The organism is Nocardia sp. CWNU-33 (assembly GCF_046764895.1).
In the GTDB taxonomy this organism is placed as follows: Bacteria; Actinomycetota; Actinomycetes; order Mycobacteriales; family Mycobacteriaceae; genus Nocardia.
Genome location: NZ_JBKOQN010000027.1, coordinates 31,637 through 56,383, shown reverse-complemented (window position 1 = coordinate 56,383; position 24,747 = coordinate 31,637). Strand labels below are relative to the sequence as shown.

20 protein-coding genes, 4 tRNA genes and 1 pseudogene are annotated in these 24,747 nt (G+C 64.7%); 11 read left to right on the top strand and 14 right to left on the bottom strand.

Going from position 1 to position 24,747, the window contains the following annotated elements; all coding sequences use genetic code 11:
• Nucleotides 1-16 precede the first annotated feature (16 nt).
• A complete protein-coding gene (locus tag ACLMAL_RS28985; RefSeq protein WP_412001991.1) occupies nucleotides 17-1,546 on the top strand; it encodes a flavin-containing monooxygenase in 1,530 nt (509 codons plus the stop codon).
• On the opposite strand, the gene ACLMAL_RS28980 is transcribed toward ACLMAL_RS28985, so the two are convergent.
• Together ACLMAL_RS28980 and ACLMAL_RS28975 are read right to left on the bottom strand one after the other, a co-directional pair.
• The gene (locus tag ACLMAL_RS28980; RefSeq protein ID WP_412001990.1) at nucleotides 1,543-1,695 is read right to left on the bottom strand and encodes a hypothetical protein; all 153 of its coding nucleotides are present in this window, start codon (nucleotides 1,693-1,695) and stop codon (nucleotides 1,543-1,545) included. The two genes, ACLMAL_RS28985 and ACLMAL_RS28980, sit on opposite strands and share 4 nt — an antisense overlap.
• Before the next feature lie 145 nt (nucleotides 1,696-1,840).
• A complete protein-coding gene (locus ACLMAL_RS28975; RefSeq protein WP_412001989.1) occupies nucleotides 1,841-2,296 on the bottom strand; it encodes a YncE family protein in 456 nt (151 codons plus the stop codon).
• Between the two features lie 144 nt (nucleotides 2,297-2,440).
• Between ACLMAL_RS28975 and ACLMAL_RS28970 the strand changes: the two genes are divergently transcribed.
• On the top strand, nucleotides 2,441-3,370 hold the full coding sequence (locus tag ACLMAL_RS28970) for a LysR family transcriptional regulator (protein WP_412002033.1): 930 nt from the start codon (nucleotides 2,441-2,443) through the stop codon (nucleotides 3,368-3,370).
• A 377-nt stretch (nucleotides 3,371-3,747) separates the two neighbouring features.
• On the opposite strand, the gene ACLMAL_RS28965 is transcribed toward ACLMAL_RS28970, so the two are convergent.
• On the bottom strand, nucleotides 3,748-4,938 hold the full coding sequence (locus tag ACLMAL_RS28965; protein WP_412001988.1) for a hypothetical protein: 1,191 nt from the start codon (nucleotides 4,936-4,938) through the stop codon (nucleotides 3,748-3,750).
• 530 nt (nucleotides 4,939-5,468) lie between these two features.
• On the opposite strand from ACLMAL_RS28965, the gene ACLMAL_RS28960 reads away from it, so the two are divergent.
• Entirely contained in the window at nucleotides 5,469-6,449 is a 981-nt protein-coding gene (locus ACLMAL_RS28960) for a hypothetical protein (RefSeq protein ID WP_412001987.1), read from the top strand.
• A 17-nt stretch (nucleotides 6,450-6,466) separates the two neighbouring features.
• On the opposite strand, the gene ACLMAL_RS28955 is transcribed toward ACLMAL_RS28960, so the two are convergent.
• On the bottom strand, nucleotides 6,467-7,684 hold the full coding sequence (locus ACLMAL_RS28955; protein ID WP_412002032.1) for a sigma factor-like helix-turn-helix DNA-binding protein: 1,218 nt from the start codon (nucleotides 7,682-7,684) through the stop codon (nucleotides 6,467-6,469).
• 354 nt (nucleotides 7,685-8,038) lie between these two features.
• Between ACLMAL_RS28955 and ACLMAL_RS28950 the strand changes: the two genes are divergently transcribed.
• The gene (locus ACLMAL_RS28950; protein ID WP_412001986.1) at nucleotides 8,039-8,410 is read left to right on the top strand and encodes a hypothetical protein; all 372 of its coding nucleotides are present in this window, start codon (nucleotides 8,039-8,041) and stop codon (nucleotides 8,408-8,410) included.
• 40 nt (nucleotides 8,411-8,450) lie between these two features.
• Here ACLMAL_RS28950 and ACLMAL_RS28945 read toward each other — a convergent pair.
• From ACLMAL_RS28945 to ACLMAL_RS28935, 3 genes are all read right to left on the bottom strand, one after another.
• Nucleotides 8,451-8,525 (bottom strand) — tRNA-Val (locus ACLMAL_RS28945).
• Between the two features lies 1 nt (nucleotide 8,526).
• Nucleotides 8,527-8,597: transfer RNA gene (locus ACLMAL_RS28940), tRNA-Cys, on the bottom strand.
• Nucleotides 8,598-8,646: 49 nt separating this feature from the next.
• Nucleotides 8,647-8,719: transfer RNA gene (locus tag ACLMAL_RS28935), tRNA-Gly, on the bottom strand.
• 482 nt (nucleotides 8,720-9,201) lie between these two features.
• Between ACLMAL_RS28935 and ACLMAL_RS28930 the strand changes: the two genes are divergently transcribed.
• A tRNA-Val gene (locus ACLMAL_RS28930) sits at nucleotides 9,202-9,273 on the top strand.
• A 231-nt stretch (nucleotides 9,274-9,504) separates the two neighbouring features.
• Here the strand turns inward: ACLMAL_RS28930 and ACLMAL_RS28925 are convergent.
• From ACLMAL_RS28925 to ACLMAL_RS28910, 4 genes are all read right to left on the bottom strand, one after another.
• The gene (locus ACLMAL_RS28925; protein ID WP_412001985.1) at nucleotides 9,505-9,660 is read right to left on the bottom strand and encodes a DUF6131 family protein; all 156 of its coding nucleotides are present in this window, start codon (nucleotides 9,658-9,660) and stop codon (nucleotides 9,505-9,507) included.
• Between the two features lie 81 nt (nucleotides 9,661-9,741).
• Nucleotides 9,742-9,876 (bottom strand): CsbD family protein, encoded by a 135-nt coding sequence (locus tag ACLMAL_RS28920; RefSeq protein WP_412001984.1) that lies wholly within the window; start codon nucleotides 9,874-9,876, stop codon nucleotides 9,742-9,744.
• 891 nt (nucleotides 9,877-10,767) lie between these two features.
• Entirely contained in the window at nucleotides 10,768-10,989 is a 222-nt protein-coding gene (locus ACLMAL_RS28915) for a hypothetical protein (RefSeq protein ID WP_412002038.1), read from the bottom strand.
• A 25-nt stretch (nucleotides 10,990-11,014) separates the two neighbouring features.
• Nucleotides 11,015-11,632: a hypothetical protein gene (locus ACLMAL_RS28910; RefSeq protein WP_412001983.1), complete on the bottom strand. Its 618-nt coding sequence runs from the start codon at nucleotides 11,630-11,632 to the stop codon at nucleotides 11,015-11,017.
• 470 nt (nucleotides 11,633-12,102) lie between these two features.
• Here ACLMAL_RS28910 and ACLMAL_RS28905 point away from each other — a divergent pair, with 470 nt between their 5' ends.
• Nucleotides 12,103-12,993 carry a hypothetical protein gene (locus tag ACLMAL_RS28905; protein ID WP_412001982.1) on the top strand — a complete coding sequence of 297 codons (891 nt, stop codon included), beginning with the start codon at nucleotides 12,103-12,105 and terminating at the stop codon, nucleotides 12,991-12,993.
• 488 nt (nucleotides 12,994-13,481) lie between these two features.
• Nucleotides 13,482-13,679, top strand: a pseudogene (locus ACLMAL_RS28900) (AIM24 family protein); the annotation flags it as partial.
• 267 nt (nucleotides 13,680-13,946) lie between these two features.
• On the opposite strand, the gene ACLMAL_RS28895 reads toward ACLMAL_RS28900, so the two are convergent.
• From ACLMAL_RS28895 to ACLMAL_RS28885, 3 genes are all read right to left on the bottom strand, one after another.
• Nucleotides 13,947-15,392 carry an aldehyde dehydrogenase family protein gene (locus ACLMAL_RS28895; RefSeq protein ID WP_412001981.1) on the bottom strand — a complete coding sequence of 482 codons (1,446 nt, stop codon included), beginning with the start codon at nucleotides 15,390-15,392 and terminating at the stop codon, nucleotides 13,947-13,949.
• A 57-nt stretch (nucleotides 15,393-15,449) separates the two neighbouring features.
• The gene (locus ACLMAL_RS28890) at nucleotides 15,450-16,556 is read right to left on the bottom strand and encodes an NAD(P)-dependent alcohol dehydrogenase (RefSeq protein ID WP_412001980.1); all 1,107 of its coding nucleotides are present in this window, start codon (nucleotides 16,554-16,556) and stop codon (nucleotides 15,450-15,452) included.
• Between the two features lie 179 nt (nucleotides 16,557-16,735).
• Entirely contained in the window at nucleotides 16,736-18,082 is a 1,347-nt protein-coding gene (locus tag ACLMAL_RS28885) for an MFS transporter (protein WP_412001979.1), read from the bottom strand.
• Between the two features lie 203 nt (nucleotides 18,083-18,285).
• Here ACLMAL_RS28885 and ACLMAL_RS28880 point away from each other — a divergent pair, with 203 nt between their 5' ends.
• The 4 genes from ACLMAL_RS28880 (at nucleotide 18,286) to ACLMAL_RS28865 (ending at nucleotide 24,700) form a co-directional block, all read left to right on the top strand.
• Nucleotides 18,286-19,107: a PaaX family transcriptional regulator C-terminal domain-containing protein gene (locus ACLMAL_RS28880; RefSeq protein WP_412001978.1), complete on the top strand. Its 822-nt coding sequence runs from the start codon at nucleotides 18,286-18,288 to the stop codon at nucleotides 19,105-19,107.
• 87 nt (nucleotides 19,108-19,194) lie between these two features.
• The gene (locus ACLMAL_RS28875) at nucleotides 19,195-20,901 is read left to right on the top strand and encodes an FAD-dependent monooxygenase (protein ID WP_412001977.1); all 1,707 of its coding nucleotides are present in this window, start codon (nucleotides 19,195-19,197) and stop codon (nucleotides 20,899-20,901) included.
• A complete protein-coding gene (locus tag ACLMAL_RS28870; protein WP_412001976.1) occupies nucleotides 20,898-23,015 on the top strand; it encodes an acetate--CoA ligase family protein in 2,118 nt (705 codons plus the stop codon). Before ACLMAL_RS28875 ends, ACLMAL_RS28870 begins: the two co-directional genes overlap by 4 nt.
• Nucleotides 23,012-24,700 carry a (2,3-dihydroxybenzoyl)adenylate synthase gene (locus tag ACLMAL_RS28865; protein WP_412001975.1) on the top strand — a complete coding sequence of 563 codons (1,689 nt, stop codon included), beginning with the start codon at nucleotides 23,012-23,014 and terminating at the stop codon, nucleotides 24,698-24,700. Before ACLMAL_RS28870 ends, ACLMAL_RS28865 begins: the two co-directional genes overlap by 4 nt.
• Nucleotides 24,701-24,747 lie beyond the last annotated feature (47 nt).

Here is a 24,747-nt window from a genome sequence, read left to right as displayed (position 1 = left end):
ACGTAATCTCCGTCCCATGACGAGCGGGAACCGCATCGCGATCGTAGGTGCGGGCATCGCAGGCCTCGCCTGCGCGAAGGTGTTGCGACAGGAGGGATTTCCGGTCGAGGTATTCGACCGGACTCCCGACGTCGGGGGTGTGTGGAGCGCGACGCGCCGGTATCCGGGGCTGCGCGCGCAGAACAGCAAGCACACCTATCACTTCTCGGACTATCCGATGCCCGCGGACTACCCTCGCGTGCCCGACGGGCAACAGATGCAGGCGTACCTGGACGGATACGTCCGTCACAACGGCCTGGGCGAGCACCTGCGGCTCAATACCGAGGTGGTCGCCGCCGATCCCGTCGACAGCGGTTGGCTACTGGAGATTCGTGACAGGGGCGGTATCCACCGCACCTCCTGCGACCACCTGGTAATCGCCAACGGCGTGTTCAGCGATCCCGTGCTACCCGACTTCCCGGGTGCCGACGGTTTCCGCCGCGCGGGCGGGCAGCTGGGTGTCGCCTCGAAATTCCATGACGTCGAAGCCGTGCGCGGCAAGTCGGTCGTGGTGGTCGGCTATGGCAAGTCCGCCTGCGATATCGCCGAAGCGGTCAGCCACGTTGCCGCCTCGACCAGTGTGGTCGCGCGACGGCTGCTGTGGAAGATGCCGCGCAAGCTGGCCCGCGTCCTGGATTACGAGCGACTGATGCTGACCCGCCTGGGGGAGGCACATTTCCGCTATCAGGAACTCGGCCGGTTCGAACGCTTCCTGCACGGCCGGGGCGACTCGTTCCGTGACACCAACTTCGATGTGATCCAGGAACTCGCCACCAAGCACATGAACCTGCGGGAATTGGGTCTGGTGCCTGAGGGCCGGTTCGAGGAGATCGCGCAGAGCACCGTCGGCCTCACCACCGAAAACTTCTACGAGCAGGTGGCGGCGGGCCGTATCGCGGTCCATCGCGACGCCACCATCGCGGAGATGCTCGGCGACAGCGGACCCGGCGTGCAGCTGTCCACCGGTGAGACGATCCAGGCCGACGTCGTCATCTGCGCCACCGGATTCCATCAGCGTGTCCCGTTCCTCACCCCGTACATCCAGCGTCAGCTCACCGACGACGACGGCAATTTCCGCCTGTACCGCCAGATCCTGCCGGTCGGCGTCCCGAACCTCACCTTCGTCGGCTACAACTCCTCGGTGATCAGTGCGCTCAACGCCGAGGTCGCCGCGCACTGGACCGCTGCATTGCTCGGCGGCAGGCTCGCACTGCCCACCGCCGAGGCCATGGGCGCGCAGGTCGACGAACGCCTGCAGTGGATGGCCGAGCGGACCAACGGCCACCACGCCCACGGCACTGCGATCACCCCGTTCTCCATCCACAACATCGATGAGATGCTCGCCGACCTGCACTATCGGTTGCCGCTGAGAACTCGCGCCGCCCAATGGTTCCGGACGATCAAACCGTCGTCCTACCGCGGTCTCGGCGAGCGTCGACCACCGGCGAACGAAACCACGCCGGGGGTGCAGGTGCCCGCCAGAACCCAGGCGGTGCCGGGCAGCTAGGCGATGGCCGGAATGTAGGCCACGCCGTGCGCACCCTGATCGGGGATCGATCTGTCCAGCGGCAGATCATCGCCGCGATCCACGCCCAGAGTCGCGGTGACCGCAGCGTTGTCGACGACGCTGACGGTCCCGGATTGCAGGTTGCTCACGAATCCCAGTGCTCCATCGGGAGTCGAGACGATGCCGTCTGGTGACAGGGTCAGGCCCTCGCTACCCCGGCACCGGTAGCCGTCGTGCCGCCCCATGACCGGCGAGATCGAGCACTGAAACGAATGGTGCCCGATTGTTGCTGGTTTAGACCTTCTTGCCGTCCGCGGTGAGTGTGGCCCAGTGCGGGATCGCGGCGTCCGCCGAGATGCGGTGCACGATATGTCGGGATTCCAGATCGATCGCCACAAGCCCGCCCGGTCCTGCGGGTCCCTCCTCGACACTCGCGTACAGCAGCCCAGCATCGGAGTCGAGCAACAGTTCGTGCGGTGCGTGCTCCGGAGACGGGTCGATGACATCGGCGACGTCATGGGTGTCGACATCGACGACGGTGATCTCGTGGCTCTCGGCCGCATGGGCGGGCCAATGGCCCGAGCGATAGGTGTGGCTGGCGTATAACAGCCGTGAGCTGGGATCGAAACGCAGTTCGTGCCCTTCGGGGAGGATATCGATTCGTGCTGTACGGGTTCGAGTGGAGAGGTCGAAGAAGCTCAGTCTGCAGCCGCTTTGGCTCAGCACAGCGAGCTGGGGATGCGGAGACATGAGTGGATGCGTCCTTCCGGCAGTGGATTTCGAGATCGGCAGGACGGCACCGTCTGTCGACAGCGCTAGGAGCCGACACGGATTATCACCAGTGCAATATTGGTAACTTGTCTTTCCGATGGTGATAATCCATAGGTGGAAGCCTTGGACATGAACCTGTTGGTTGCTCTGGATGCGCTACTGGACACCCACAGCGTCACGCGGGCTGCCGAGCGGTTGCACACCTCGGCCCCCGCGATGAGCCGAACGCTGGCTCGGTTGCGGCGCGTGCTCGGCGATCCACTGCTGGTGCGCGCAGGCCGCAATCTGGTGCCGACGCCGCGCGCGCTGGAGTTGCGCTACGAAGTGAGCGTGTTGGTCGAGCAGGGCCGTGCGCTGCTCACCCCGCGCGGCGCCCTCGACCCCGCGGGGCTCAAGCGCAGCTTCGCCGTGCAGGCGGGCGACACGGTGCTGACCGAACTTGCCGCCCCGCTGCTGACCGCCGTCCGGACCCGAGCCCCTGGCGTCACAGTGCATTTTCTGCCCGACACTCTCGAAGGGACCGCAGCGTTACGTGACGGTCGAGTCGACATCGAGGTGGGCGTCATAGACCACACCGATCCGGAAACGACGGTGCAACGGGTGCTCGGCGACCGCGTGATCGGCGTCGCCGCGCCCGACCACCCGCTCGTCACCGACCGCGTCACGGTGGCGGCCTTCGCCTCGGCCGCCCACCTCGCCATTTCCCGACTCGGGCGCGCCCGCGGACCCATCGACGACCGACTGGCCTTGCACGGGCGCACCCGCCGCGTCGTGGCGACCGTCCCGAACCTCACCACCGCATTGCTCGCCGTCCGCGCGGGTCACCTGATCTGTCCGGCCCCCGCGGCCCTCAGCGCCACCACACTGACCGCACTCGGGTTGTGTGCCTTCAAGATTCCGCTACCCCTGCCGGAGGTGACCATCGGTATGGCCTGGCACCCCCGCAACACTGCCGACAGTGGCCACCGCTGGTTTCGTGAGCTGATCCGCGCCGTCCTCACCAACGCTGTCGAGGGCGCCGACCCGAGCCCTCGTCACGGCGACCGACAGTAGACCGCCTCGGCCGTGCCCTGTCGATATCAGACGCGGGCCGGGGTTCGTGAGCAACCGGTAGTCGGGACAGTCCGCCGTCGACATCGGCTCGCCCGCCTCGATCGTGCCGCTGCCTTGTGCCGAGCCCGCCGAGCCGCCCGGACACCAGGTCGAGGTATATGCGCTTGCGGGCGTGGTGACGGCTGTTTCAGGACTGCATCGAAGTCGCAGGCAGGCCTTGGTCACCCGGTCCTGCGATCTCGAACGAGGGCCGTCGGCATCGTAGCCCGAGAGTTCTATGCGGGGTTGAGTTTCTGCGATCGGTACGGCTTGGGGTCGGCCGCGGTGGCGTGTTCAGGGGGACGAACAGCCCGTGTCAGGCACCGGAGGGCCGCTGTCTACCCCTCGGTTCGGACCGCGAAATGCGGGTCGATACCAGGCAATTCGCTTTGAGAAGGCGCCTCGGGGCGAGCGCCGAAGGGGCCGTTGCGCTTGAGTTCGTCGAGCATCGCCTGCAGCTTGTCCACGTGAGAATTGTCTTCGGTGTTTGTGGCGGCGGCGCGATGGGCTCCCGGCGGCATGGGGACGACTTCTTCGCGGTCGTTGCGGGGCGCGGTCATGCCGGAATCGGGTCGGGACGGGGGTGGTTCCAGGCGGCCGTTACTCGAACCAGGCGTGTTGTAGTCGGTCCGGCCGTTGCTCGATCCTGCGGTGTTGTAGTCGACCCGGTCGTGGTTCGTGGTCGGCGTGGATGCGCTGCGGCCGTTGCTCGCGGCGGGTGTGCTGAAGTCGGCCCAGTCGTTTCGGGATGCCGGGGGAGGGGGTGTGAGGCGTTCGTTGCTCCGGGTCTCGGCAGGTTCGGGTCGCTCGGAGTGCGTAGTGGGGGCTGCCTGCGCCCATTCGCCAGGGGGCGGCGCTAGGGGCTCCAGGCGCTCGTTGCCGAAGGTCGGTGCCGTCTGCTCGAGCCGGGAGTTACGTGGCTCGCTGTGTGTTGCGGGACCGAAGGGTTCGTTGTGGAACGGGGCTGCGGTCGACTCGGTGCGTGGTGTGCGTGGGGTGATCGTCGCCGGCTCGACCTGCTCGTGCTGCATTGGAGTCGCCAGGGATTCGGGCCGTTCGTTGCGGAAGGCGGGTGCCGCGGGCTCGGTCCGGCTATCCGGAGTCACGGCTGAGGCGGGGTCTCGGCGTGGCGTCGCCGGAGTAACGTCGAAGGGCGCTGTCGGTGTCCGTTCGGACTGGTCGGCGAGCGGCGGTATCGCGGTCGCTTCGCGGCGTTGCGCGCGCGAGGGCAGCTTCGGCGAATTCGGACGACTCGCGTCGAGCCTGCTGGGAGCGGCCTCGACGGTGTCCTTGCTCGTGGCGCCGCCGGATTCGACGCGTTCCAATCGCACGTCCAGCTTCGCCATATCGTCCCCGGCACGAAAAGCCCACGCCTCCAGCTTCGCAAGGCGCTCGACCACGTCGTTGTCTTCGCGATCGTCCACGCGGCCGGCCACAGCGTCCAGCTTGTCGCTCACCTCGCGCAGGGTCGTCGCGAGGCTCGACAAGAGCACGCCGATCGACTCGCCACCCGGCTCGCCGTGGTCCATTCGTTTACCTTCTTCCCCGTATGTGCCCGAACTCCGCCCGTGGCCGGCCGATTCTATCCGTCGATCGGTAGATACGCGGCTCGAGGCAACCAACACCCAGTGGGCCGCGGCACTTTTCGTTCGCTTGGGAAACTACTCGCTGTCGTGCGCTATCGCTGCAGCGGTGATCGACCGATAGTAGATCGGCATGGAAGCGAGCGACTGTGTCGAGGGGGCTGTACGGGTGGCATGGACGCCTCGGCACAGACGGCCGAACGTCTCGAATGCACGTGCGTCGTGGTCCGGCCGTGTCACGGAATGGCGGCAAGTGGCAATCCGCCGGAACTTCTGTGGTGATGCTCTCGTATGTCGCTGCGAAATCCCTTGTGACGCACTGCACATTGGCTGGTAGGCGGTGGTTCTCCAATTGTGGCGCACCCGAGCGCGGGGTAAAGGGGACTGGCGGGCGATGGAAGTCTGACGCACTCTTGATCTATGGCCGGCGATCGAGGTCGTCGGAACTGCGGTGGTTTGGGCAGGGGAGTGGTCGCGTGAGGACGAAGCAGCGAGTGGACACCGCTTGCGGGCGTCGGGCGATGCTCGCCGAGTTGGGCATATCGGATAGTCGCGTGTCCGATGACGCGGTGTCCGATGGGCGTGTGCGCGGACCGGTGCGGGACGAGTCCGGATATGCCTGTCGGTGCCCGGAATGTGTCGACGCGCAATGGAATATTCGGCGGCTGAAGTATTGGCTGGCCGCCAGGATGCTCGCCTACGGCGCCGACGAGGCCGAGGTCGATCGCCGCGTCGGCGACGTGCCGGTGGACATCTACTGGCGGGTCGGCGACCGGCAGTTCGCCATCGAGGTGCGCAGCGGGCCGCTGGATCGGGATTCGGCACAGCAACATACCGAGCGGCTGCGTGCGTCCGGGTGTGCCGGTGTGCTCTGGCTGTGCGCGCCGGGCTATTGGGTGGCCTACTTGCCCGCGATCGGGGTCGCCGATCTTGCACCACCCGCCTGCGACTACCTCATCGACCGCGGAATGCTCGACGCCGCGCACAGTGCCGTGGTCGTTCCGCAACGCGAACCGTATGAACTGCGCGACTTTCTGCGGGGCTGGGTCACCGGTGACATCGTGTGGGGCTACCGCGACGTGACGACAGGAGGATGGGCAACCGTGACCGACTGGGAACACCACACCAGAACGCAGGCCAGCGTCATCGCCCGCCAACGCCGGGAACTGGTCAATCAGCGCACCACGCTGGCCCTGTCCCGGAAATCGGTGCGGGACAAGCAGAAACAGATCATGAAGCTCACCGCCCGGTTGGAGCGCGCCGAGGAATCCACCCAGGAGCACGCCGATTCACTTGCCGCAGTGCAGCGCAGGCTCGCCGACCACAACCGAGTCGACACCAGCCTGCGCGCCACCATCACCAATCTCCAGCAGACCATCAGCCACTGGCAACTGATCACCTGCTGCGCCATGATGCTGATCGTCACCTTCCTGGCCGGTGCGATGGTGGTGCGCTGAGATGGACGACGGCCGCGTCAGCGGCCCGCAGTCAATCGGAACGGCGCACGATCCCAGCGCCATTCGTTGCGCAGGACCAGTGTGGTGAGGTCGAGCAATTCGAGTCCGGTCTCCGTCCGCAAGCGCTGTATTGCAGGCCAGTACACCGGCCCGCTGTCGACCAGCTCACGCAGCCGACTCTCGGACTGTGAATCGACCTGCCGCCCAAGCAGTTCCGGCACACCGAGTCGGCTACCTGTCCAGACCAGCCAGCCCCACCCGTTGGCGCGCGCGTAGGCACGCCCCGCAGCCGACTTGGCCCTATTGATATGAAAGCCGACGTGTCCCAGCGGTTGGACATCGATCAGCACGGCCCGTTTGTCGGCCAGCTCGGCGACGATGCTCGGGTAGAAGACCCGATCGGTGCCGTCTACCTGAAATTCGACGGCGCTCGGCTGCTCCTGGAACGTGGCGATCAGATCGCTCGCGTTGAGGATCCGCAACAGCCGAGCCTCCAGCCCGGAATCGAACGGCACGTCGCGCCCCACCTTGCCCAGATAGAACCTGCCCCTACCATCGTCATCGCCGTCGACGACCCGCGCCGACCCGCGGGGCAGCGCAGCAGCAACCACCGACCCGGGCCGATCAACTTGCCCCAGCCACGAATTCACCTCATCGGTCGCCGATGGTTCCGCATGGCGCAACTTCGCCAGCCGCCGATTCGTCTTCTTCTGCCATGCCATGATCCGCTGCATCACAAACCCCGCGATCCGCCGCGCGTCCTCCCCGGCATGCCCCGCAAGCCGCAGCTTCAGATACGACAACTCGTTGGCCGCGATATCGCTGTCCGTCGCGTACGTCTCCACCAACAACGCCCGCACCAACTGCGAATCCCGTGTCCCCACCGGATATCGCGCCCCGAACACCCCCGCCGCTCGATGCCCGCTCAGCTGCGCTTCCCGAATGATCTGCCCCACCGCCCGCGTATGCAACTGCCGAATTCGGTCCCGCGACAGGTCATATCGGGCCCCGATCCGCGCCAACGTCTCCGGCGCCTCCCCGCTCACCCCCAATCGGAACCCGACGATCTCCGCATCCCGCCGCCGCCGATCCCCATGCATCTCGACCAGTTCACCCAACAACTCGTTGATCTCCTCGAGCCCGAGCGACACATCCCCTTCGATGTCGTCGACAAACTCGAACTCCGCATCATCGTGGCCGCCATCGCCCGCACTCGGCGCCAGGCCTCGATCCATCGTCAACGCGGCAACCCCCTACCTCGACTTCACAACGCAACGCGGCAAAGCCTAACGCCGCCCACCGACATCCCGGTCGATCCAGCGCACGCAGTCGAACGCGCCGTTGTCGTGCGCTGACGTCGACCGTTCGTCAACTCCGCCGCCGACTGTCGACGCCCGCCGCGGCCTGGCGCCAACCGTCATCGCTCGGTGACGACACTCTCTCGGTCGGGATCTTTCGCCGGTGAGGCCGGTCGGTACCGTACGTTGACGGCCGACGTAGGGTCGCCGTCGCCGTCGCCGCTCGGACGGCCAGGGCAAGTGCATCGTTGACTTCGTCCGCCACGGTTTGTGTCGTTGCCGGGTGCGACCATGAAGGTGTGGACGCGATGCACAAGCCACAAAGCAGATGATCTACATGCCTATCTGGTCAACCAGGGGAGGTGCGTGCGCTGGCTATGGTCGCTCACGACGGTGTCGACTGCGGTGCGGGAGATTTACCGAGGCCAGCTCAACGAGCTCGATCTGGCACTGATCGCTCACCGGCAGCGCGAGCCGGACCGGAGTGGTCGAACCAGCAGCCGCAACGGGATCACTGCCACGGACAGCTGCTCGCGAAGGATCCGTCTTGCGCCGAGCGTCTATCGGCTCGGTGGCATCGTGTGCGCGGTGTGTGGAGGTGAGTTCGACGCTGATTTCAGGTCCGAGCAAGTGACGATCTGGCACGTATCTGGCACGACGTAAGAAAGGCCCCCTAGAAAGGGGGCCTGACCTGGTAAAACGGTGGTGCGCGATACTGGGATTGAACCAGTGACCTCTTCCGTGTCAGGGAAGCGCTCTCCCGCTGAGCTAATCGCGCGAGGTGGAGACGGGAATCGAACCCGTGTGCACGGCTTTGCAGGCCGTTGCCTCACCACTCGGCCACTCCACCGCGCAAAGGAGGACGGCATAAAGAATATTTAAGCCTGGCCTACCTCTCGAGCGGATGACGGGATTCGAACCCGCGACCCTCACCTTGGCAAGGTGATGCGCTACCAGCTGCGCTACATCCGCATTTTGCATCTCGGAGGTTGTCTCGCTGTCCTCCGTGGTGCGAGATGAAACATTAGACGACGTTTGCGGAAAGGTACAAATCCGCTGGTAGAAGGGGTCGAATTCGAATCACACCAGTGTTGTTCGGTTGGCGGTCCGGGTGTTGGGGCTGCGGATTGCGCGCGATTCGGGTAGAGGTGCGGTGCAGGGGGCTCGGTGGCGACCGTGGCAGGCGTACGGGACACGCGGCCTAAAGGGGGTGGGGTGGTGTCGAGATCGGGTGTCCAGAAGGTAGGTAGCCCTCGGGGATGGTCGAGCCGCTGACGTGGCCGGGTTGCGTCGCCGGAGTAGCTCGTCGGACCCGCGACCCACGTTGCCCGATCGCAAGTGCGGCTTGGCATCCCGGCGTCATCGAGGTGGCGATTTGGCAGACGCCCGGTGGTGCGTGCTAATGTTCCTCCTCGTTCGGATGACGCTTCAGCGCCACCCGGGCGGCAGAGTTAGGTCCCATAGCTCAGCGGGAGAGCGTCCGCCTCACACGCGGAAGGTCGCTGGTTCGAAACCAGCTGGGACCACTTGATATTTGCAGGTCAGAGAGTTTTCGGGTGAAGTACCCCGTTGTCGTGCAATATACGTGCAATAGCTATCCTGGGCATTTGGTGGTCACGAGGCCTCTAGCGGCCCTGGTCAACCGCCGACTCTGGATGTGATCCGTATCGCTCACGTTCGTTCTGATCGGTCGAGCGTGCCTCGATCCGTTGCCCGAGAAAACGCGCCGCCATTGTCCGCGCAGTAACGGCCCGGTGTCAGTAGTAGTGGCGTCGCCCACCGACGGCGCGGCCCATCGACCCCAATGCCAGTAGCACCAGACCGATGATGAGGACCACGATCCCGATGGCCCAGAGGATCTGGATTTTCAGCAGGAATCCGGCGACGAGGAGGACGATTCCGAGAATGATCATGGTGATACCTGATTTCGATGCAGAGCTGGGTGCACAGTGCTGAGGCGCTCCGCGGGTAGGCCACATCGGCGGTGCGGGGATTCAGTGTTCGAAGGCGTCCTTCATTTTTGCTCCGGCCTGCTTGGTGTTGCCGGTGGCTTGATCGATACGACCCTCGGCCCGTAGACGAGTGTTTCCGGCCGCCCGGACGAGCAGTTTCTTGGCGATGATAATCATCACTACCCCGTAGAACTACGCTGTAGCCCCTAGATCAATTCAACCGCTCGCGTGGCAGTACTGTCAATGCGGCAGCACCACACTCCACGTCTACATTGCGGGTAGAGGGGAGAGTGTCGCCCGATGACGCAACGTCCCGCACGAACCCGCCCCCAACGGCCGCGACAACGAGTAGACCACTGCAGCGAGCGTGCTGAGGGCAACACTCGAGATCATCAACCGCGACGAGGTACGTGGATTGTCGATGCGTCGCCTCGGGGAGGTGATGGGCCGCGATGCGATGGCGCCGAACCAGCACGTCGCGAACAAGGCTGTGGTGTTTCGACGGGGTGTTCGAACGTCGGTCGACCCCACCGACCTGGACTGAGACGTGCAGCTGCGTGGGGTCGCACGCCAATTCCGTCACCGCACACGTACTGACCGTTGGAGGCGTCGAAGCGGTGGATCTTGCGCGTCGGTCAGGACCAGTTGTAACTGAACGGCCCCAGTGGCCCGAACGCAGCGGGGGCGGCAGGCTTGTTCCTCGCTGAACGCCGCGAGGTGGCCCGTCAGCACCGCCCGAGGCCGCCTGATGAACTTGCGCCGCACCGGTTTCGGTTGCCGACCGGAGATCAGGCGCAGCACGGTATCGGCCGCGTGGACGCCGGTCGGTGTCGCGGCTTGGCAGCTCATCCGGAATGGCCGCTCGGTGAGCACTACGGCGCCTCCCGCACCGGGCCGACTCGTTCGGCAAGCTGTTTCTCCAAACCCTGGCAATGGTCGCGGAGTTCGAGGCCAACCTCGGCCACCTGCGCACCCGTGAGGGGATGGCGAAGGCCCGCGCGAAGGGCCGACTCGAGGCAAGCAGCCGAAACTGCCGCTATCAGCACGGAAGACGATCCACCGCCGGTATCACGACCCCGCCGACGACGCGAGCCTGGCCGACCTCGCCGAGGAATACAGCGTCGGCCGCTCCACCATCCACCGCATCATCAGCGGCACCGCACCACAGATGTGGCCCGAAACCCCTGTCAACCAGGGGATCACGGCAGCCCTATTTTCGGCGAATACCAGTCCGGCGACCCTGGCGCCCACCGCCCGGCAATCCCCCGACCAGCACCACGAGATCATCATTGCCCCTTTCTGACGTATTCGGGTCTCACCCCAAGGTGGCAGTCGTGTTCGATCGGTCGGCGACGCGCCGGTGTTCGGGCAGTGCCGTTTCGTCGTGAGCGACACTACGAAACATTGTGCTGACCTTCGCGCCGAAGGTGATCATTCCGCTGGCGATCATCTCGGGGTCCGCGCCGTGGGAGTGCAGCAGCGGGTCGGCTGCGCTGTCGGCGAGGCGTTGTGGGTTGGGGCCATGAACGCCCGCGAGGTAGTGCCCGACGATCGGGCCGAGGTCTTCGATGGTTTGGGCGCATGCCCGGCCGACGGTGACGTAGTTGTCGCGCGTGGGAATCGCATGGTCGCGCAGCTGGTCGCTGATGTGTCCGACGATGACGATAGCGCCCAAGCCGCGGGCGAGCCGGATCACCGGTGGCGTGAGATGGGGTGTGGTGCGCAGGTCGCGGAGAGCGCGCACCAGCAGTGATCGCAAGGCACCGGGGTCCGAACGCTGGATGCGCCGGTGCAATACCCGTGTGGTGGTGAGAGCTGTTGTGGCATGGCGGGTTTGGTTGTCGATGTGGCGGGCGGCTTCGCCGTATTTCATGCCGGGGTGCTCGCGCATGTAGGCGCGGATGCGTGCTTTTCGATCGGCATAGCGAGTCATTGCATCTTCCGGGCAGCGGTCCCACGCCCCGTTGCGTGTGGTGTGACTCGGCGACGGGTTTCGGTTGGCGGGATCCGCGGGGGACCTTGGCCGATTTGTCGGGGTCCAGCGTGGGCGGTCCGTCGACTCGGTTGGGGCTCGCTACTGCCCGGCATGCACCCTACCGTGCGGTTGCGGGCGTTCAGGCCATCTCGTACACACCGGCGCGCCATGACCTGCGAGGGCAAATGCTGCGCGTCACTGACCTGGCCCATCTCCCGTCGCTCGTCGCCGTTCGGTGTTGTCGGGTTCTGGTTCGGCACCGGACGCCCCGAGCCAGCGGGCCGTTCGGATGATGTTGCCAACGAGGAAGTGGTAGGTCTTCGGCGGCGGGTTGCTGTCGGTACCCAGGGGCACAATCGAATTCACCGGATCTGGGGTGGCTGCGAATCCGTCAAATGCTGTGGGGCATCTAGGAGCGGAGGTATGTCATGGGGGTTGAGCAGGATCGATTGCTACAGGTGGTGTGGAGGGTCGCTCAAGAGCGCGGCTATCGCTGCCAACTGTCCCGACCCGACGTCGTCACCCTGTCCGGTCCAGCGACATTCACGCTCACATTGGGAGACATCCGCCGCTTGGCCGCCTCGTGCTCGGCGGAGCAGTGGGCAGTGCTGGTCGCCGACCGCATCGACACCCACATAATCACCCTCGAGACCGATGCCGAATACCCGCTCGACTACACCGATTTCACCGTCATGCAGCACCTGGTCCGGACCCGCCTGTACGGGACCGCGTCGGTTGGGGTGGATGGGGTGCGGCGGATAGTGGCGCCGGGGTTGGTTCAGCGGGTGCTGATCGATCGGGTGCACACCGTCACCCACGTCACCTACGACATGCTGGCGCACTGGCCGGTCAGCGAATTCGAGCTGTTCGCCGTGGCCGAACGTAATGTACGCGCTGACGGTGGCGTCGCCATCACCCGCGACAGTTTCGATATCCCTACGGCGAGAGGGCTTCCACCGATCGCATTGCTGACCGGCCCGGAGTATCTGACCGCCCATGCGCGCTGGCTCGGCGAGCATCAGGTGACCGGTCCAGCTGGCGCGGTGCTGATCATGCCGTCGAAAGAGTCGATCTATGCCTACCCGGTCACCGATGTCGAGGTCATCCGGTCGATGACGGTGCTCGCCGATTTGGCGGCGCTGCATGCAGAGGATCCTTGGCTGATCAATTCCTGCGTCTACTGGTGGCGCGACGCCGCTCTCGATCTCGCGGCCATCACCCACCGCGAAGGCAACACCGTGGTCATCCGCCCTACCGACGCATTCCACCGCCACACGGCTACCCTCGGCGACACCGGCCAGGCAGGTGCCAGCAGTTGACCGAATCGTCGCTCCATGCGGGGTGGGTGTGGGCGCGGCGATGACCGGTGGTCGCGGTGCGAGCGCACGAACTGTGCGGCGCGCGGCGTCGGGTTCAGTCATCGGATCTCGTGATGGTCTGGTTGGCGCGTGCTCTGAACGCGGCGGGACCGGATCCTTGCGTTCGTCACGATTCCACCGGGAGCTCGGTGGAATCGTGCACTGTACGAATCGGCTGATTCGTACCCGAAGTTGACGACTGCCCTAGCTTGTCACCTAACTCGCGTCAATCCGACCGAAGACACGACGATCGCCGACTAGGTTCGGGATCGCCGATGGGGCAACGAATCACCATTCGAGCGTGCTGTGGAGGCGTCCACAGGACGTCGTTCCACGGCACTGGACCGCCCTCCTTCCCGGTTCAGTCTCGGATACGGCCGGTGCGACCGCCTCGAGTGGGACGGCGCATCGGCCTGCCGCTGCTGAGGGGAGCCGCTGTCGGATAGGCCGGATTGCGAACTTGCCCTTCGCCGAGTCACCACTACGACCAGCGGTGGGTGACGAATTTCCTCGCGCCGGGTGTGGCCAGGTTCGGCGTCAACTCCGACGAGGAACGACAGTTCGACTTCACCGGCAGCGGAACGGTATTGATCCAATCCAGCGAAAAGGTGCTCAGTGACTCCATGCTGGTGCGCACCATCGAGGGCTGCGGCGACGGCCGGGGTCGTGACTGTCTCGATCGGTGCCTGCTACCCGCTGACCGACATCGCCCGCGCCTACGATCGCGTCGATGCAGGGAGCGACGGGCGCGTGCTGGTCACTGTTCCCTGATCGTGATCCGGCTGAATTATCGGGAATCCTCTTCTGGCTGTTGCCCCTGTGGTCCGAGGGTTGTCGGCTGTTGCACACGACCGCGTCGGTCATGCAGGTCGCGGTCGTGTGGTCGCTGCTGTCTGGGGCGACTCGGCCTGCTGTTACTTCAATACGCGGATGGCATGGTCTTCGACATACTCACTCATTCCGGCTGTGCCGAACTCACGTCCGATACCGCTTTGTTTGACGCCACCGAACGGCATCCGCAGATCCAAGGATTCGAATGCGTGCGTATTGATGAAGGTGCTTCCAGCTTCTATCTTCCTGGCCATCGTGAGTCCGCGATCGATGTCGGTGGTCCACACCGATGACGCCAGTCCGTACTCGGAGTCGTTGGCCCACTGCACGACCTGCTCCTCGTCGTCGTAGGCGATGAGCGGAATGATCGGGCCGAACTGCTCGCAGTTGCTGATCGGCGCCGAGTGCTCGGCGTCGCGTACAACGTGGGGCAGCACGTAGTACCCGTTCCGCGCCGAGTCCAGCTTTCGGCCGAGTTGCACGGTGGTCGCGGCCGAGTTCTTGGTTTCCTCGATCAGCGCGGTAACGCTGTCGAACTGTGTCTTGTTGTTGAGTGGTCCGAAGCCCGCGTTCTCGTCGAGGCCGTGGCCTACCGCGTACTGGTCGACGCGTTCGCAGAAGGCGTCGGCGAAGGCGCCGTACAAGTTGCGGGGGACATAGATTCGCTTGACCGCGAAACAGATTTGCCCGGTTCGTGTGAAGACCCCCTTGAGCATCCGGTCGAGCGCCCCGTCGATGTCCACGTCGTCGAGGACGACGGCGGGGTCGTTGCCGCCGAGCTCGAGCGTCAGGTTCTTGATCGTTCCGGCTGCGGAAGCCATCACCCGCCGGGCCGTGGCGGTGCCACCGGTGAAGCCCACTTTCCGGACCAGTGGATGCGAGGTGAGCGCCTGCCCGACATCGGCGTCGCCGTGAACGACGTTGACGACACCCTCGGGCAGCTGGCGCGCGATCCGCTGCAGCGCGAGGGTCAGTGCCGCGGGTGCGAACGGAGATGGCTTGAGCACAATGGTGTTTCCCGTTGCGAGCGCTGGCGCGAGTTTCATCATGGTGAGCACGACCGGCATATTCCACGGAACGACTGCCGCGACGACCCCCCGCGGAACTCGCTCGATACTGATGAAGCTCTCGGCGTCGTCGTATTGCTTCGGAGTGAAGAAGTCGTCGATGAGACTTGCGGTGTGCTGCAGCACACCGGTTCCGAGTGCGAAGTCTGTCTGGGCTTCCCAGAGCACGCCGCCATGCTCGCGAACGAGTAGGGGTGAAAGATCGTCGGCCGAGCCGGCGAGGATGTCGGCGGCCTCGAGCAACAGGTGAGCTCGCTGGGCTGGTGGGACTTTTTTCCAGGACTGAAATGCGTTGTGGGCGAGTTCGACCGCTTTGTTCACATCGGCGGCGGTGCCGACTGCCACGCGTGCGACAACATCGTCGAGTCGACCGGGATCACGGACCTCTTCGAAGGCGTCGACGCCGGTCATGGTCCTACCGATGAGGTGACCTATCGACAGAACCTCGGTTGTGGTGGTCATCGCGCATGTCTCCTTGCTAGTCGTTTGTTCGGAATTCGCTTGTGGTGGAACGGGTCATCAGAAAACGACGACAGGTTTGACGGTCGATCCGTTGGCGGAGTCGGCGAACGCGGTGTTGATGTCCGCCAGTGCGTAATGACGAATCAGCTTGTCGAAGGGGAATCGGCCTTGTTTCCACAGTTCGACGAGGCGCGGGATGAAGATCTGTGGCACCGAGCTGCCCTGGATGACCGTCTTGAACGTCCAGCCTTTGACCAGGGACGCGCCGATTTCGAAGTTCACCTCCGTGCCGGGTGCCGCTGCGCCGACCAGAGCGAGTGTCCCCCCGATTCCGAGCGCCTCGGCGGCGTGTCGGAGTACGGCGGGAACCGCGGTGGTGTCGATGGCGTAGTGGATCCCGGCGCCATCTGTTGCCTTCATCAACTCGTCCACGACGTCGGTGTTGGCGGCGTTGACTGTGTGGGTCGCACCGATCTGTGTGGCGAGCTCGAGTCGGGAATCGTGAAGGTCGACAGCAACAACGGTGGTGCAGCCGGCCACCCGTGCGGCCATGATCGCGGCCGACCCGACCGCGCCAGTTCCGAATACGGCGAGTGAGGTTCCCGGCTCGGGCCGCAGGTCGTTGAGCACAGCGCCGGCGCCAGTCTGTAGTCCGCAACCGAGCGGTGCAAGTGTGGCCAGCGGCGCATCGGGGTCGACTTTGACGACACTGGTCTCGACGACGTTGGCGTACGTGGCGAACGAGGATTGACCGAAGAAGTGCGAGGAAATCGCGTTGTCGCCCGACCGCAGCGCGGTCGAACCGTCACGGCGATGTCCGCCGAAGTCTTGCTCGAACAGGTTCTCGCAGTACGCCATTCGCCCCGCATGGCATTGGCGGCAGCGGCCGCAGTACGCCGCGGACAACACGACATGGTCGCCGACCTCGACTGTGGTGATCGCGTCGCCGATCGCGTCGACGATACCTGCACCTTCGTGTCCGAGAACGGCAGGCAGGGGAGTCGGGTAGATGCCGTCGCGCACGATGGCGTCGGTGTGGCAGATACCAGTGGCAACCATACGTACCCGTACTTCGTCCGGACGCAGATCGTCGAGTGTCAACTGTTCGATGGTCAGCGGACTACCGGTACTGCGGGCGACTGCGGCGGTGACTGTGGTGGACATGAATTTTCTACTTTCGGCGTGGCTGGTTGTCGGCTAGTTGGTTGCGGCCTCGACCGGGCGGGGTCGGCGCGCAGATCCGATGTCCTTGGGCGTGTAGATGTTCGGCCACCGGCCGCAAGCTCCGGCTGGCGTGGCATGCTCCGTGGACGAGTACGAAGGTCTTCGGCACTTGTTGCTCGTTATGCGGGTGAGTTTGCTCGAGGTTGCTGCACGAGTGATTGCTCAGAGTGAAGTCGTACGGCCGCACCGGAACGGCTGACGAGGCCGATCGCGAGGCAGCCGAGAGCCGCGAAGGCGGCGAAGACGAAGAAGTTCCATTCGACGCCGAGCGCGGACGATGCGATCCAGCCGCCGAGGACGGGGCCGAGGATGGCGCCGACACGGCCGAGCCCGAGCGACAATGCGAGGGCGGATGTTCGCTCGTTGTCGCTGAAATAGGTTGCGACATAACCGTTGACGAGGATCTGAGTGCCTACAGTGCCGAGTCCTGCGACGGCAACCATGACCATGGCCGCGTAGAGCGGCAGCCCGGTTCCGAGGGACAGGATGGCAAGGACGGCGAGCAGGAACGCGGTGACGGTCACGGGTTTGCTACCGAGGCGATCGGCAGCCTTTGCGGCGAGGAGTGCGCCGACGATCGCTCCGAGGTTCAGCACGAGCAGGAAGCTCAGTGAGCTACCGAGGGAGTAACCGGCCTGTCGCATAATGTTTGGCAGCCAGGTGTTGACGCCGTAGACGAGCAGCAGGCCGCAGAACGATGCGATGACGAACAGCAGCATCGAGATTCGTCGCCGTCCGGTCAGTACCCGGGCAATGCTGCCGGTCGATGTGGTCGTCGACGGAGCCGGGACGGGGAGTTCGACGCCGTACTTGTCGGCGAGTTGGCGCGCTTGTGCGTTTTGGTTTCGGCCGACGAGGTATGCGAGTGATTCGGGTAGAAGCCTCCAGGCCAATGGAACGATGGTGACCAGTGGCAACAGCCCGAGTGCGTACATGATGCGGAAGCTGATCTCGGGTAGTAGCGCGAGTGCGGCGAGTGCGGCGACGACGCCGCCGACCGAGTATCCGCTGTACATCAGCGCGTTGTTGAACTGTCGGCGCGACCGCGGCGAGTACTCGACTGTCAGCGCGATGACAGTCGGCACGAGGCCGCCGAGGCCGAGGCCGCCCAAGAATCGCAACAGTCCGAATACTTCTGGGTTCGGCGCGATCGCGCTCAGTCCCATCATCACCGAGAATGAGATCAGCGAACCCAGCACTATGGCCCGTGCGCCGATCCTCGGCGACAGCCACCCCGACATCAAGGCGCCCAGCAGCATGCCGACGAGTGCGTAGCTGCCGATCGTGCCGACCTGGCCGGCAGTCAGTTGCCATGGTTCGTAGGTGAGAAGTGAGGGCACTGTGGCGCCGTAAACGACCAGGTCGTAGCCGTCGTAGACGATAGTCACGAAGCAGAGTGCCACGATCGATGCACTCGATCGTCGGCCGCCGCTGTCGGTGGACGTGATGGGGGTTCGGATGGTCACCTGTTCCTCCGTGATGTGTGGTGGCCTGGAGGCATTCGCTGAGTCCGGTCGCGACCAGTGGGGTGCGTCCGTGGTGCGCGGGTCGGCGCAGGCGTCGGAAGTTATGTGAGCACAGTCACTATGTGACATGATTCGATAGAATGTCAACATATGTGACACATTTTTATGGTCGGGTATCGATCATGGGTGAAGGGATGACAGGGATGCGACCACGGGCACTCGTGTTCGATCTGTACGGCGAGTACTTCCGCTACACGGGGGGGTCGGCCAAGCTCGGTGCCCTCACGACCTTGATGGGCGCGTTCGACATCGAGCCGGCCACCGTCAGGGTCGTGATGACACGGCTACGCAAAGACGGGTGGTTCGACTCGGCGAAGAACGGGCGTGAGGTGTCCTATCTGCTCAATGAGAAGAGTTGGCGCCTGCTCGATGACGGGCGCGCGCGGATCTTCGAGCGCCACTTCGACGATTGGGATCGAACGTGGGCTCAGGCGCTCGTCGACGAGTCGAATCTCGATCGCGAGCGACGCAAACGCATCGAGACGGCGCTGACCTGGTGTGGATTCGGGCATTACGGTGGAACGGCGTGGTTCTCGCCGCACGATCGCGAGAAGCAGTTACGTGAAATGCTTTCCGGCGACGACGAATTGCGCATCCAGTTCTTGCGCAGCCAGACCGGTGGGCTGCCCAGCGATCGCCTTGTGGCCGAGCGGTGCTGGGATCTGAGCGGGCTCGACACCGACTATCAGAACTTCATCGGAGAGTTCCAGCCGCTTTTGGTCAGGTACCGCCGCGGTCTCGGCGGCAAGCAGGCGCTGATCGAGCGCATGAGGTTGATTCAAAGCTATCGGCGGTATCCCTTCCGCGATCCCGATCTGCCCGAGATGCTGCTTCCTCCGGGGTGGCGTGGTCGTGTCGCTCACGATGTGTTCAGCGAATGTCACGACATCCTTCTCCCGGCGGCGGAAGCTTTCGTCGCGGACATCGTCGGTAGCGGGCCCGATGTTGCTAACGGCAATATGTGACAAATGTGTTGACGATTCGAGAAAGGTTGTCACATAATTGGTTGAGCCTCCGCCCGAGATCCGGGCCCAGTCACACGAAGGGCGGCCATGTCAATCCCAGACCGAAACCCACCCGCCGCCGCGGCACCACTGCGCGTCGCCTGCATCGGCGGCGGACCGGCCGGCTTGTTCACCGCGATCGCACTGGCCCAAACCGTTCCTGGCAGTGATATCGATGTCTTCGAGCGCAACAACGAATCCGACGTGTTCGGATTCGGAGTCGTGTTCTCCGACGCGACACTCGACAACGTCGATCGGGTCGATCCGATCCTGCGGGACACGCTCGCCGCTCACGGACGGCGTTGGGACACGATCGAAGTCCGCAGCAAGGGCACGACGATGGCCGCCGGGGGCAATGGAATGTCTGCCGTGCACCGGCGCGTACTGCTGGATGCGCTACGCGGGCGTGCAACCGAACTGGGCGCGCGGCTGCATTTCGCGGCCACCGTCGATGTCGACCTGCTCGACACCCAGCAGGGCTACGACTTGATAGTTGCCTCGGATGGAACGAACTCCTCGACGCGGCAACGATTTACCGAAGAACTCGGACATTCCGTCGATGAGGCCGCGGTCAAGTTCATCTGGTTCGGTACGACATTCCAGTTCGCTGGTCTGACCTTCCTGCACAAGCAGTCCGAACACGGCAACTTCGCAGCACACGCATACCCGATCGGGTCGGGACTGAGCACATTCATCGTGGAGACCGACGAAGACACATGGCGTCGTGCGGGACTGGACGGCTTCAACGTCTGCGCTCCTCAGGGTGAGTCGGATCTGGTGACTCAGCGGTACCTCGAGGAACTGTTCGCCGATCAGATAGACGGACACCAATTGGTGGCCAACAACTCCCGCTGGGCGAATTTCCGCACCCGCCGCACCGACCGCTGGTACACCCACGCGCCGCACGGAACGCCCGTCGTATTCCTCGGAGACGCCGTCCATACGGCGCACTTCTCGGTTGGATCCGGTACCAAGATGGCGATGGAAGATGCCGCGGTGCTGGCTCGAACGCTGCACGAGCATCCTGACGATCTCGATAAAGCGCTGGCTGGTTTTCAGGAGATACGGCTCCCACAGGTCGCGAAGATTCAGGATTCGTCCATGCCGAGCCTGTCGTGGTGGGACCACTTCGGTGAGTACCACCGCGCCTTCGAACCCTGGCAGTTCGGGTTCCACTTCTTCAGTCGCGCCATCTCCGCCGAGAAGATGCGTGTGCGGGATCCGGGCTTCGTTCTCGAGACCGAAAAGGCCTGGCACCATGAGCATGGTGCCGCGCCTTTGGACACGGCTCTTACGCTCGGAGACCGCATTCTCGATTCCCGTTTGTTGACGGTGACCGAATACTCCGATGAGAGCATCGGACTCAGTGACGGCACCACTGTGGTATCCGCCGCGACGCACGTACACGGTGCTGCTGCACTACCGCTTTTCACCGCACCAGATGTCGACCGCACCTCGCTGGATGTCGCAACTCGTACCTCGCTGGACAATGTATGTGCGCACCGACCTGATGCCGTCGTCGTGCGGGCGGGGACTGCGCTGTCCCGGGTGTTGTGCGCCGAACATGTGCGCCTGAATCACCGGCTTCCAGCCGTCGTCGTCGACCAGCCCACCTCGGTCCGCGCTCGCCGGGCCGTCGATGAACGCGATTGTGCCACGACATTGATCCTTTCCGGCCGCGCCGACGCCGTCGCTTTCGAGCCCGACTCGGAAACCCGCTCTCGGGTCCGCACTCACGGTGAGGTGGCGAAATGACCTTCGCGCACATGCAGGCTGCCACCACGCCCGACACCCGATTGGATCGCCTTTTCCGCCCACGGTCGATTGCCGTCGTCGGTGCGTCCACGGCACCGGGGAAACTGGGGTCGGTGATGCTGGATGCCGTCAACCGTGGCAGCGACGGCTCGCTGACGATCTTCGGCATCAACCCGAAGGGCGAAGGCGACGGTTTCCACGTGTCGCTGCGCGCCGCGACCGAAGCGAACGGCGCGCCGATCGACTTGGCGGTGCTCTGCATTCCCGCTGTCGCGACCCCCGACGCTGTCCGCGAGGCAGCGGAATGCGAAGTCGGCGCAGCAGTGATCTGCTCGGGTGGGTTCGCCGAAGCAGGCGCCGTCGGCGCCGCATTGCAGAACCAGCTTGCCGACATCGCCTCCAGCTCCGGCATCCGGCTACTCGGGCCCAACACGTCGGGCTTCTTCCGCCCCGCGAGTACGACAGTGAGCTTCGTGCCGACGGTCGAACACATCATTCCGGGCAGTGTCGCCGTGGTCGCGGCGAGCGGTGGCATGAATCACGCTCTGTCCTTTCTGCTTTCCGAGCACGGAGTCGGCCTCGGCCTCGGGGTCGGGCTGGGAAACTGTGTCGACGTCACGGCCGTCGACGTACTCGAACACGTGCGCCGTGATCCATCGATCACAGCCGTCGCGCTGCATGTCGAGTCCGTAGGTAACGGTCGCTCGCTGCTGTCGGCAGTCCGTGCCGTGAGCGCAGTCAAACCGATCGTGGCGATTGTCGTCGGACGCAGCGACGTTTCGGCTTTCTCCGAGTCGCATACCGGTGCTCTCGCGACGTCATGGCGGACCACTCGCGCTCTGCTGACGGAGGCAGGTGCGGTCGTCGTCGATTCCGAACAGCAGTTGGTCGATGCGCTCGCGGTCCTGAGCCGGACGCGGCTGCCTGCTGCGGCGTCGCCGGGTGTCGGAGTGGTCACAGCCCAGGCCGGCCCAGGATTGATGATCCTTGACGAGCTGCTTGCCCGCAATGTTCGCGTGCCGACACTGTCCGAGTCTGTGCAGGTGAGGTTGTCGACATTGTTGCCGCCGATGACATTCCAGGCGAATCCCGTCGACACCGGACGGCCCGGCGCAACATTCAGCACTGTGCTCTCGGCGACCGCTTCCGACCCGGAGGTCAGCGCGCTCGCGGTGTACGCACTCGCCGAGCCCGATGCCATCGACCTTGCCGATGCCGTGAGCAAAGCCGGCGTGCACGCCGATATGCCTGTCGTACTTGGCGTCGGTGGCCCGGCCGAAGCCGTGTCGAAAACCGCGGCGGCGGCGGCCGGTATCGGTGTGCCGGTTGTGTCCAGCCCGACTGCCCTCGCGACGGGGATCCGCGCCCTCGTTCACGACGCCCGCAGCCGATTCCTACGCGCTGTCGATGCGGGTACCCGGACCGCTACGCATCCGCCGCTGCCTGTGATCAACTTGCCCGCCGACGAAGCAACGTCGAAGGATCTGCTCGACGCTCTAGCGATCACGACTCCGCGCCGGCGGGCATGCCCCGACCGCGACACTGCTCACCAAGCGCTGACCGAGCTATCGTTGCCCGTGGCGGTGAAGATCCTCGACGCCGGTGTCCTGCACAAGACCGACATCGGCGGCGTGCACCTCGGTATCCGGACTCCGCAGGAACTCGACAGCGCGCTCGATGCACTGGACGCCATCGATTCCCCGGCCTACCTCGTCGAGACCATGGCCGAGCCCGGCGTCGACCTGTTTCTCGGCGTACGCCACGACGAGGTGTTCGGACCGATCGTCGTCGCCGGGCTCGGCGGCACAGCGGCCGAGGCGATCGGGGACGTGACCATTCGCAGCGGCGATCTCACTGCAGCCGGCGCAGCGGCCATGCTCGACGATCTCCAGTGCGCTCCGCTGCTGGACGGTTGGCGTGGCGGCCCGGTGTTGAACCGCGACGAATTCGCGCGAGTCGCCATTGCTTTGGCCGACTACCTCACCAGCCACGCCGACATCGGCGACATCGAGATCAACCCGCTGCGACTGACGCCAACCGGACTGATCGCGCTTGACGCCGTCATCGTGGCGGCACCGAACCGGCAGATCGCACTCGAAGGAGAGTCGCAATGAACAGCCGCGCCCGTGTGACGATCGAAGGCGTCGTGCCGTGGCCCGAGGAATTCGAGCAGCGCTACCGCAAAGCCGGCTACTGGGAGGAAACCTCACTCGGCTCACATGTCGCACGGCAGGTCGAGCGCCGGCCCGACGATATCGCGCTCGTCGACGGGCCGACCCGTCTGAGCTACCGGCAACTGTGGGACAAGTCCGCTTCCTGCGCACAGTACTTACTGGACCTGTCCATCGCACCCGGCGACCGAATTGTGTTGCAACTGCCGAACTGTTGGGAGTTCGTCGCGCTGACGCTCGCTTGCTTGCGCATCGGCGTTGTTCCCGTGATGGCCCTGCCCGCGCACCGGCGGCACGAACTGACCCACCTTGCGTCGCTGTCGGACGCCACCGCCATCGTCGTCGCCGACACCGACCGCGACACCGATCTGCGCGAAGTCGCCCAGCAGGTCGCCGCAGAGGTGCCCAGCGTAGGAACCGTACTGGTCCACGGCGCGCTGTCGCCCCGCGATACCCGCTACGCACCCGAACTGACACTTCGTGCGGGAATGGACACAACACCACGCTTCGTAGAAGCCGACTACGAGCCGAACGGCAGCGACGTAGCGTGCTTGCTGCTTTCCGGCGGCACCACCGGACTCCCGAAGCTGATTGTCCGCACCCACAACGACTACGTCTACAACATCCTCCGCTGTAATGCGGTCTCTCGATTCGATTCCGGCACAGTTTATCTGGGCACCCTGCCCAGCAGTCACAACTTCTCGCTCGCATGCCCCGGTATCCTGGGCGCGCTCTTCGCGGGCGGGCGGACGGTGATGCTGCCCTCGCCGGCGCCTGAACGAGCGCTGCGTGCCATTGACGCCGAAGGCGTCACCGTCGCCGCGACCGTTCCGGCCGTCGCCCAGGCATGGATCGAACACCAGCGCGAACATCACACCTACACCGGAACGACTCTGCGCGTCCTGCAAGTCGGCGGCTCCCGGATGCCCGACGAACTCGCGGCACGCGTTGAGCCGATCCTCGGCACACGCCTGCAGCAGGTGTTCGGGATGGCCGAAGGGTTGGTCAACATGACTCGGCTCGACGACGACCCCGAAATCATCATCACCACGCAGGGCCGCCCGGTGAGCGAGGCCGACGAGATCGCTGTCGTCGACGAAAAGGGTGATCCGGTTCCCGACGGCACCCCCGGCGCCCTGCTCACCCGCGGTCCCTACACCCCGCGTGGGTACTTCCGCGCGGCCGAGCACAATGCCCGCGCGTTCACAGCCGAAGGGTGGTATTCCAGCGGGGACATCGTCATCCGGCGTCCGGATGGGAACCTCGTCGTAGCCGGGCGCGACAAAGACATGATCAACCGAGGGGGCGAGAAGATCTCAGCTGAAGAGATCGAGAACTTCGCCTACCAGATCGACGGTGTCGACATGGCGGCCGCCGTGGCCATGCCCGATTCGGTTCTCGGCGAGCGACTGTGCCTATACATCTCGCAGGCAGCCGGGCACGAGGTCACCCTCGACGACATCCTCGCCGTAATGAATGCTGCCGGCGTCGCCCGGTTCAAACTCCCTGAGCGGCTGGTCATCATCGACGAGATCCCCACAACGAAGGTGGGAAAAGTCGACAAGAAGACCCTTCGCGACGACATCCGCGACCGGCTGATGAACGAACGTGAGACGTTGGCGCCGTAGCGAAGCCGCGCCGACGACCACATCGATGCCGCTGACGCATCCGACGA

Bases quoted from the DNA above. Each gene is read 5' to 3' on its own strand.
- ACLMAL_RS28950 (WP_412001986.1), top strand. From the start codon at position 8,039: ATGAAGGTGTGGACGCGATGCACAAGCCACAAAGCAGATGATCTACAT.
- ACLMAL_RS28870 (WP_412001976.1), top strand. From the start codon at position 20,898: ATGACCTTCGCGCACATGCAGGCTGCCACCACGCCCGACACCCGATTG.
- ACLMAL_RS28905 (WP_412001982.1), top strand. From the start codon at position 12,103: ATGGGGGTTGAGCAGGATCGATTGCTACAGGTGGTGTGGAGGGTCGCT.
- ACLMAL_RS28915 (WP_412002038.1), bottom strand. From the start codon at position 10,989: ATGATGATCTCGTGGTGCTGGTCGGGGGATTGCCGGGCGGTGGGCGCC.
- ACLMAL_RS28910 (WP_412001983.1), bottom strand. From the start codon at position 11,632: ATGACTCGCTATGCCGATCGAAAAGCACGCATCCGCGCCTACATGCGC.
- ACLMAL_RS28865 (WP_412001975.1), top strand. From the start codon at position 23,012: ATGAACAGCCGCGCCCGTGTGACGATCGAAGGCGTCGTGCCGTGGCCC.
- ACLMAL_RS28890 (WP_412001980.1), bottom strand. From the start codon at position 16,556: ATGTCCACCACAGTCACCGCCGCAGTCGCCCGCAGTACCGGTAGTCCG.
- ACLMAL_RS28920 (WP_412001984.1), bottom strand. From the start codon at position 9,876: ATGATTATCATCGCCAAGAAACTGCTCGTCCGGGCGGCCGGAAACACT.
- ACLMAL_RS28875 (WP_412001977.1), top strand. From the start codon at position 19,195: ATGTCAATCCCAGACCGAAACCCACCCGCCGCCGCGGCACCACTGCGC.
- ACLMAL_RS28955 (WP_412002032.1), bottom strand. From the start codon at position 7,684: ATGGATCGAGGCCTGGCGCCGAGTGCGGGCGATGGCGGCCACGATGAT.
- ACLMAL_RS28985 (WP_412001991.1), top strand. From the start codon at position 17: ATGACGAGCGGGAACCGCATCGCGATCGTAGGTGCGGGCATCGCAGGC.
- ACLMAL_RS28880 (WP_412001978.1), top strand. From the start codon at position 18,286: ATGCGACCACGGGCACTCGTGTTCGATCTGTACGGCGAGTACTTCCGC.
- ACLMAL_RS28895 (WP_412001981.1), bottom strand. From the start codon at position 15,392: ATGACCACCACAACCGAGGTTCTGTCGATAGGTCACCTCATCGGTAGG.
- ACLMAL_RS28965 (WP_412001988.1), bottom strand. From the start codon at position 4,938: ATGGACCACGGCGAGCCGGGTGGCGAGTCGATCGGCGTGCTCTTGTCG.
- ACLMAL_RS28975 (WP_412001989.1), bottom strand. From the start codon at position 2,296: ATGTCTCCGCATCCCCAGCTCGCTGTGCTGAGCCAAAGCGGCTGCAGA.
- ACLMAL_RS28925 (WP_412001985.1), bottom strand. From the start codon at position 9,660: ATGATCATTCTCGGAATCGTCCTCCTCGTCGCCGGATTCCTGCTGAAA.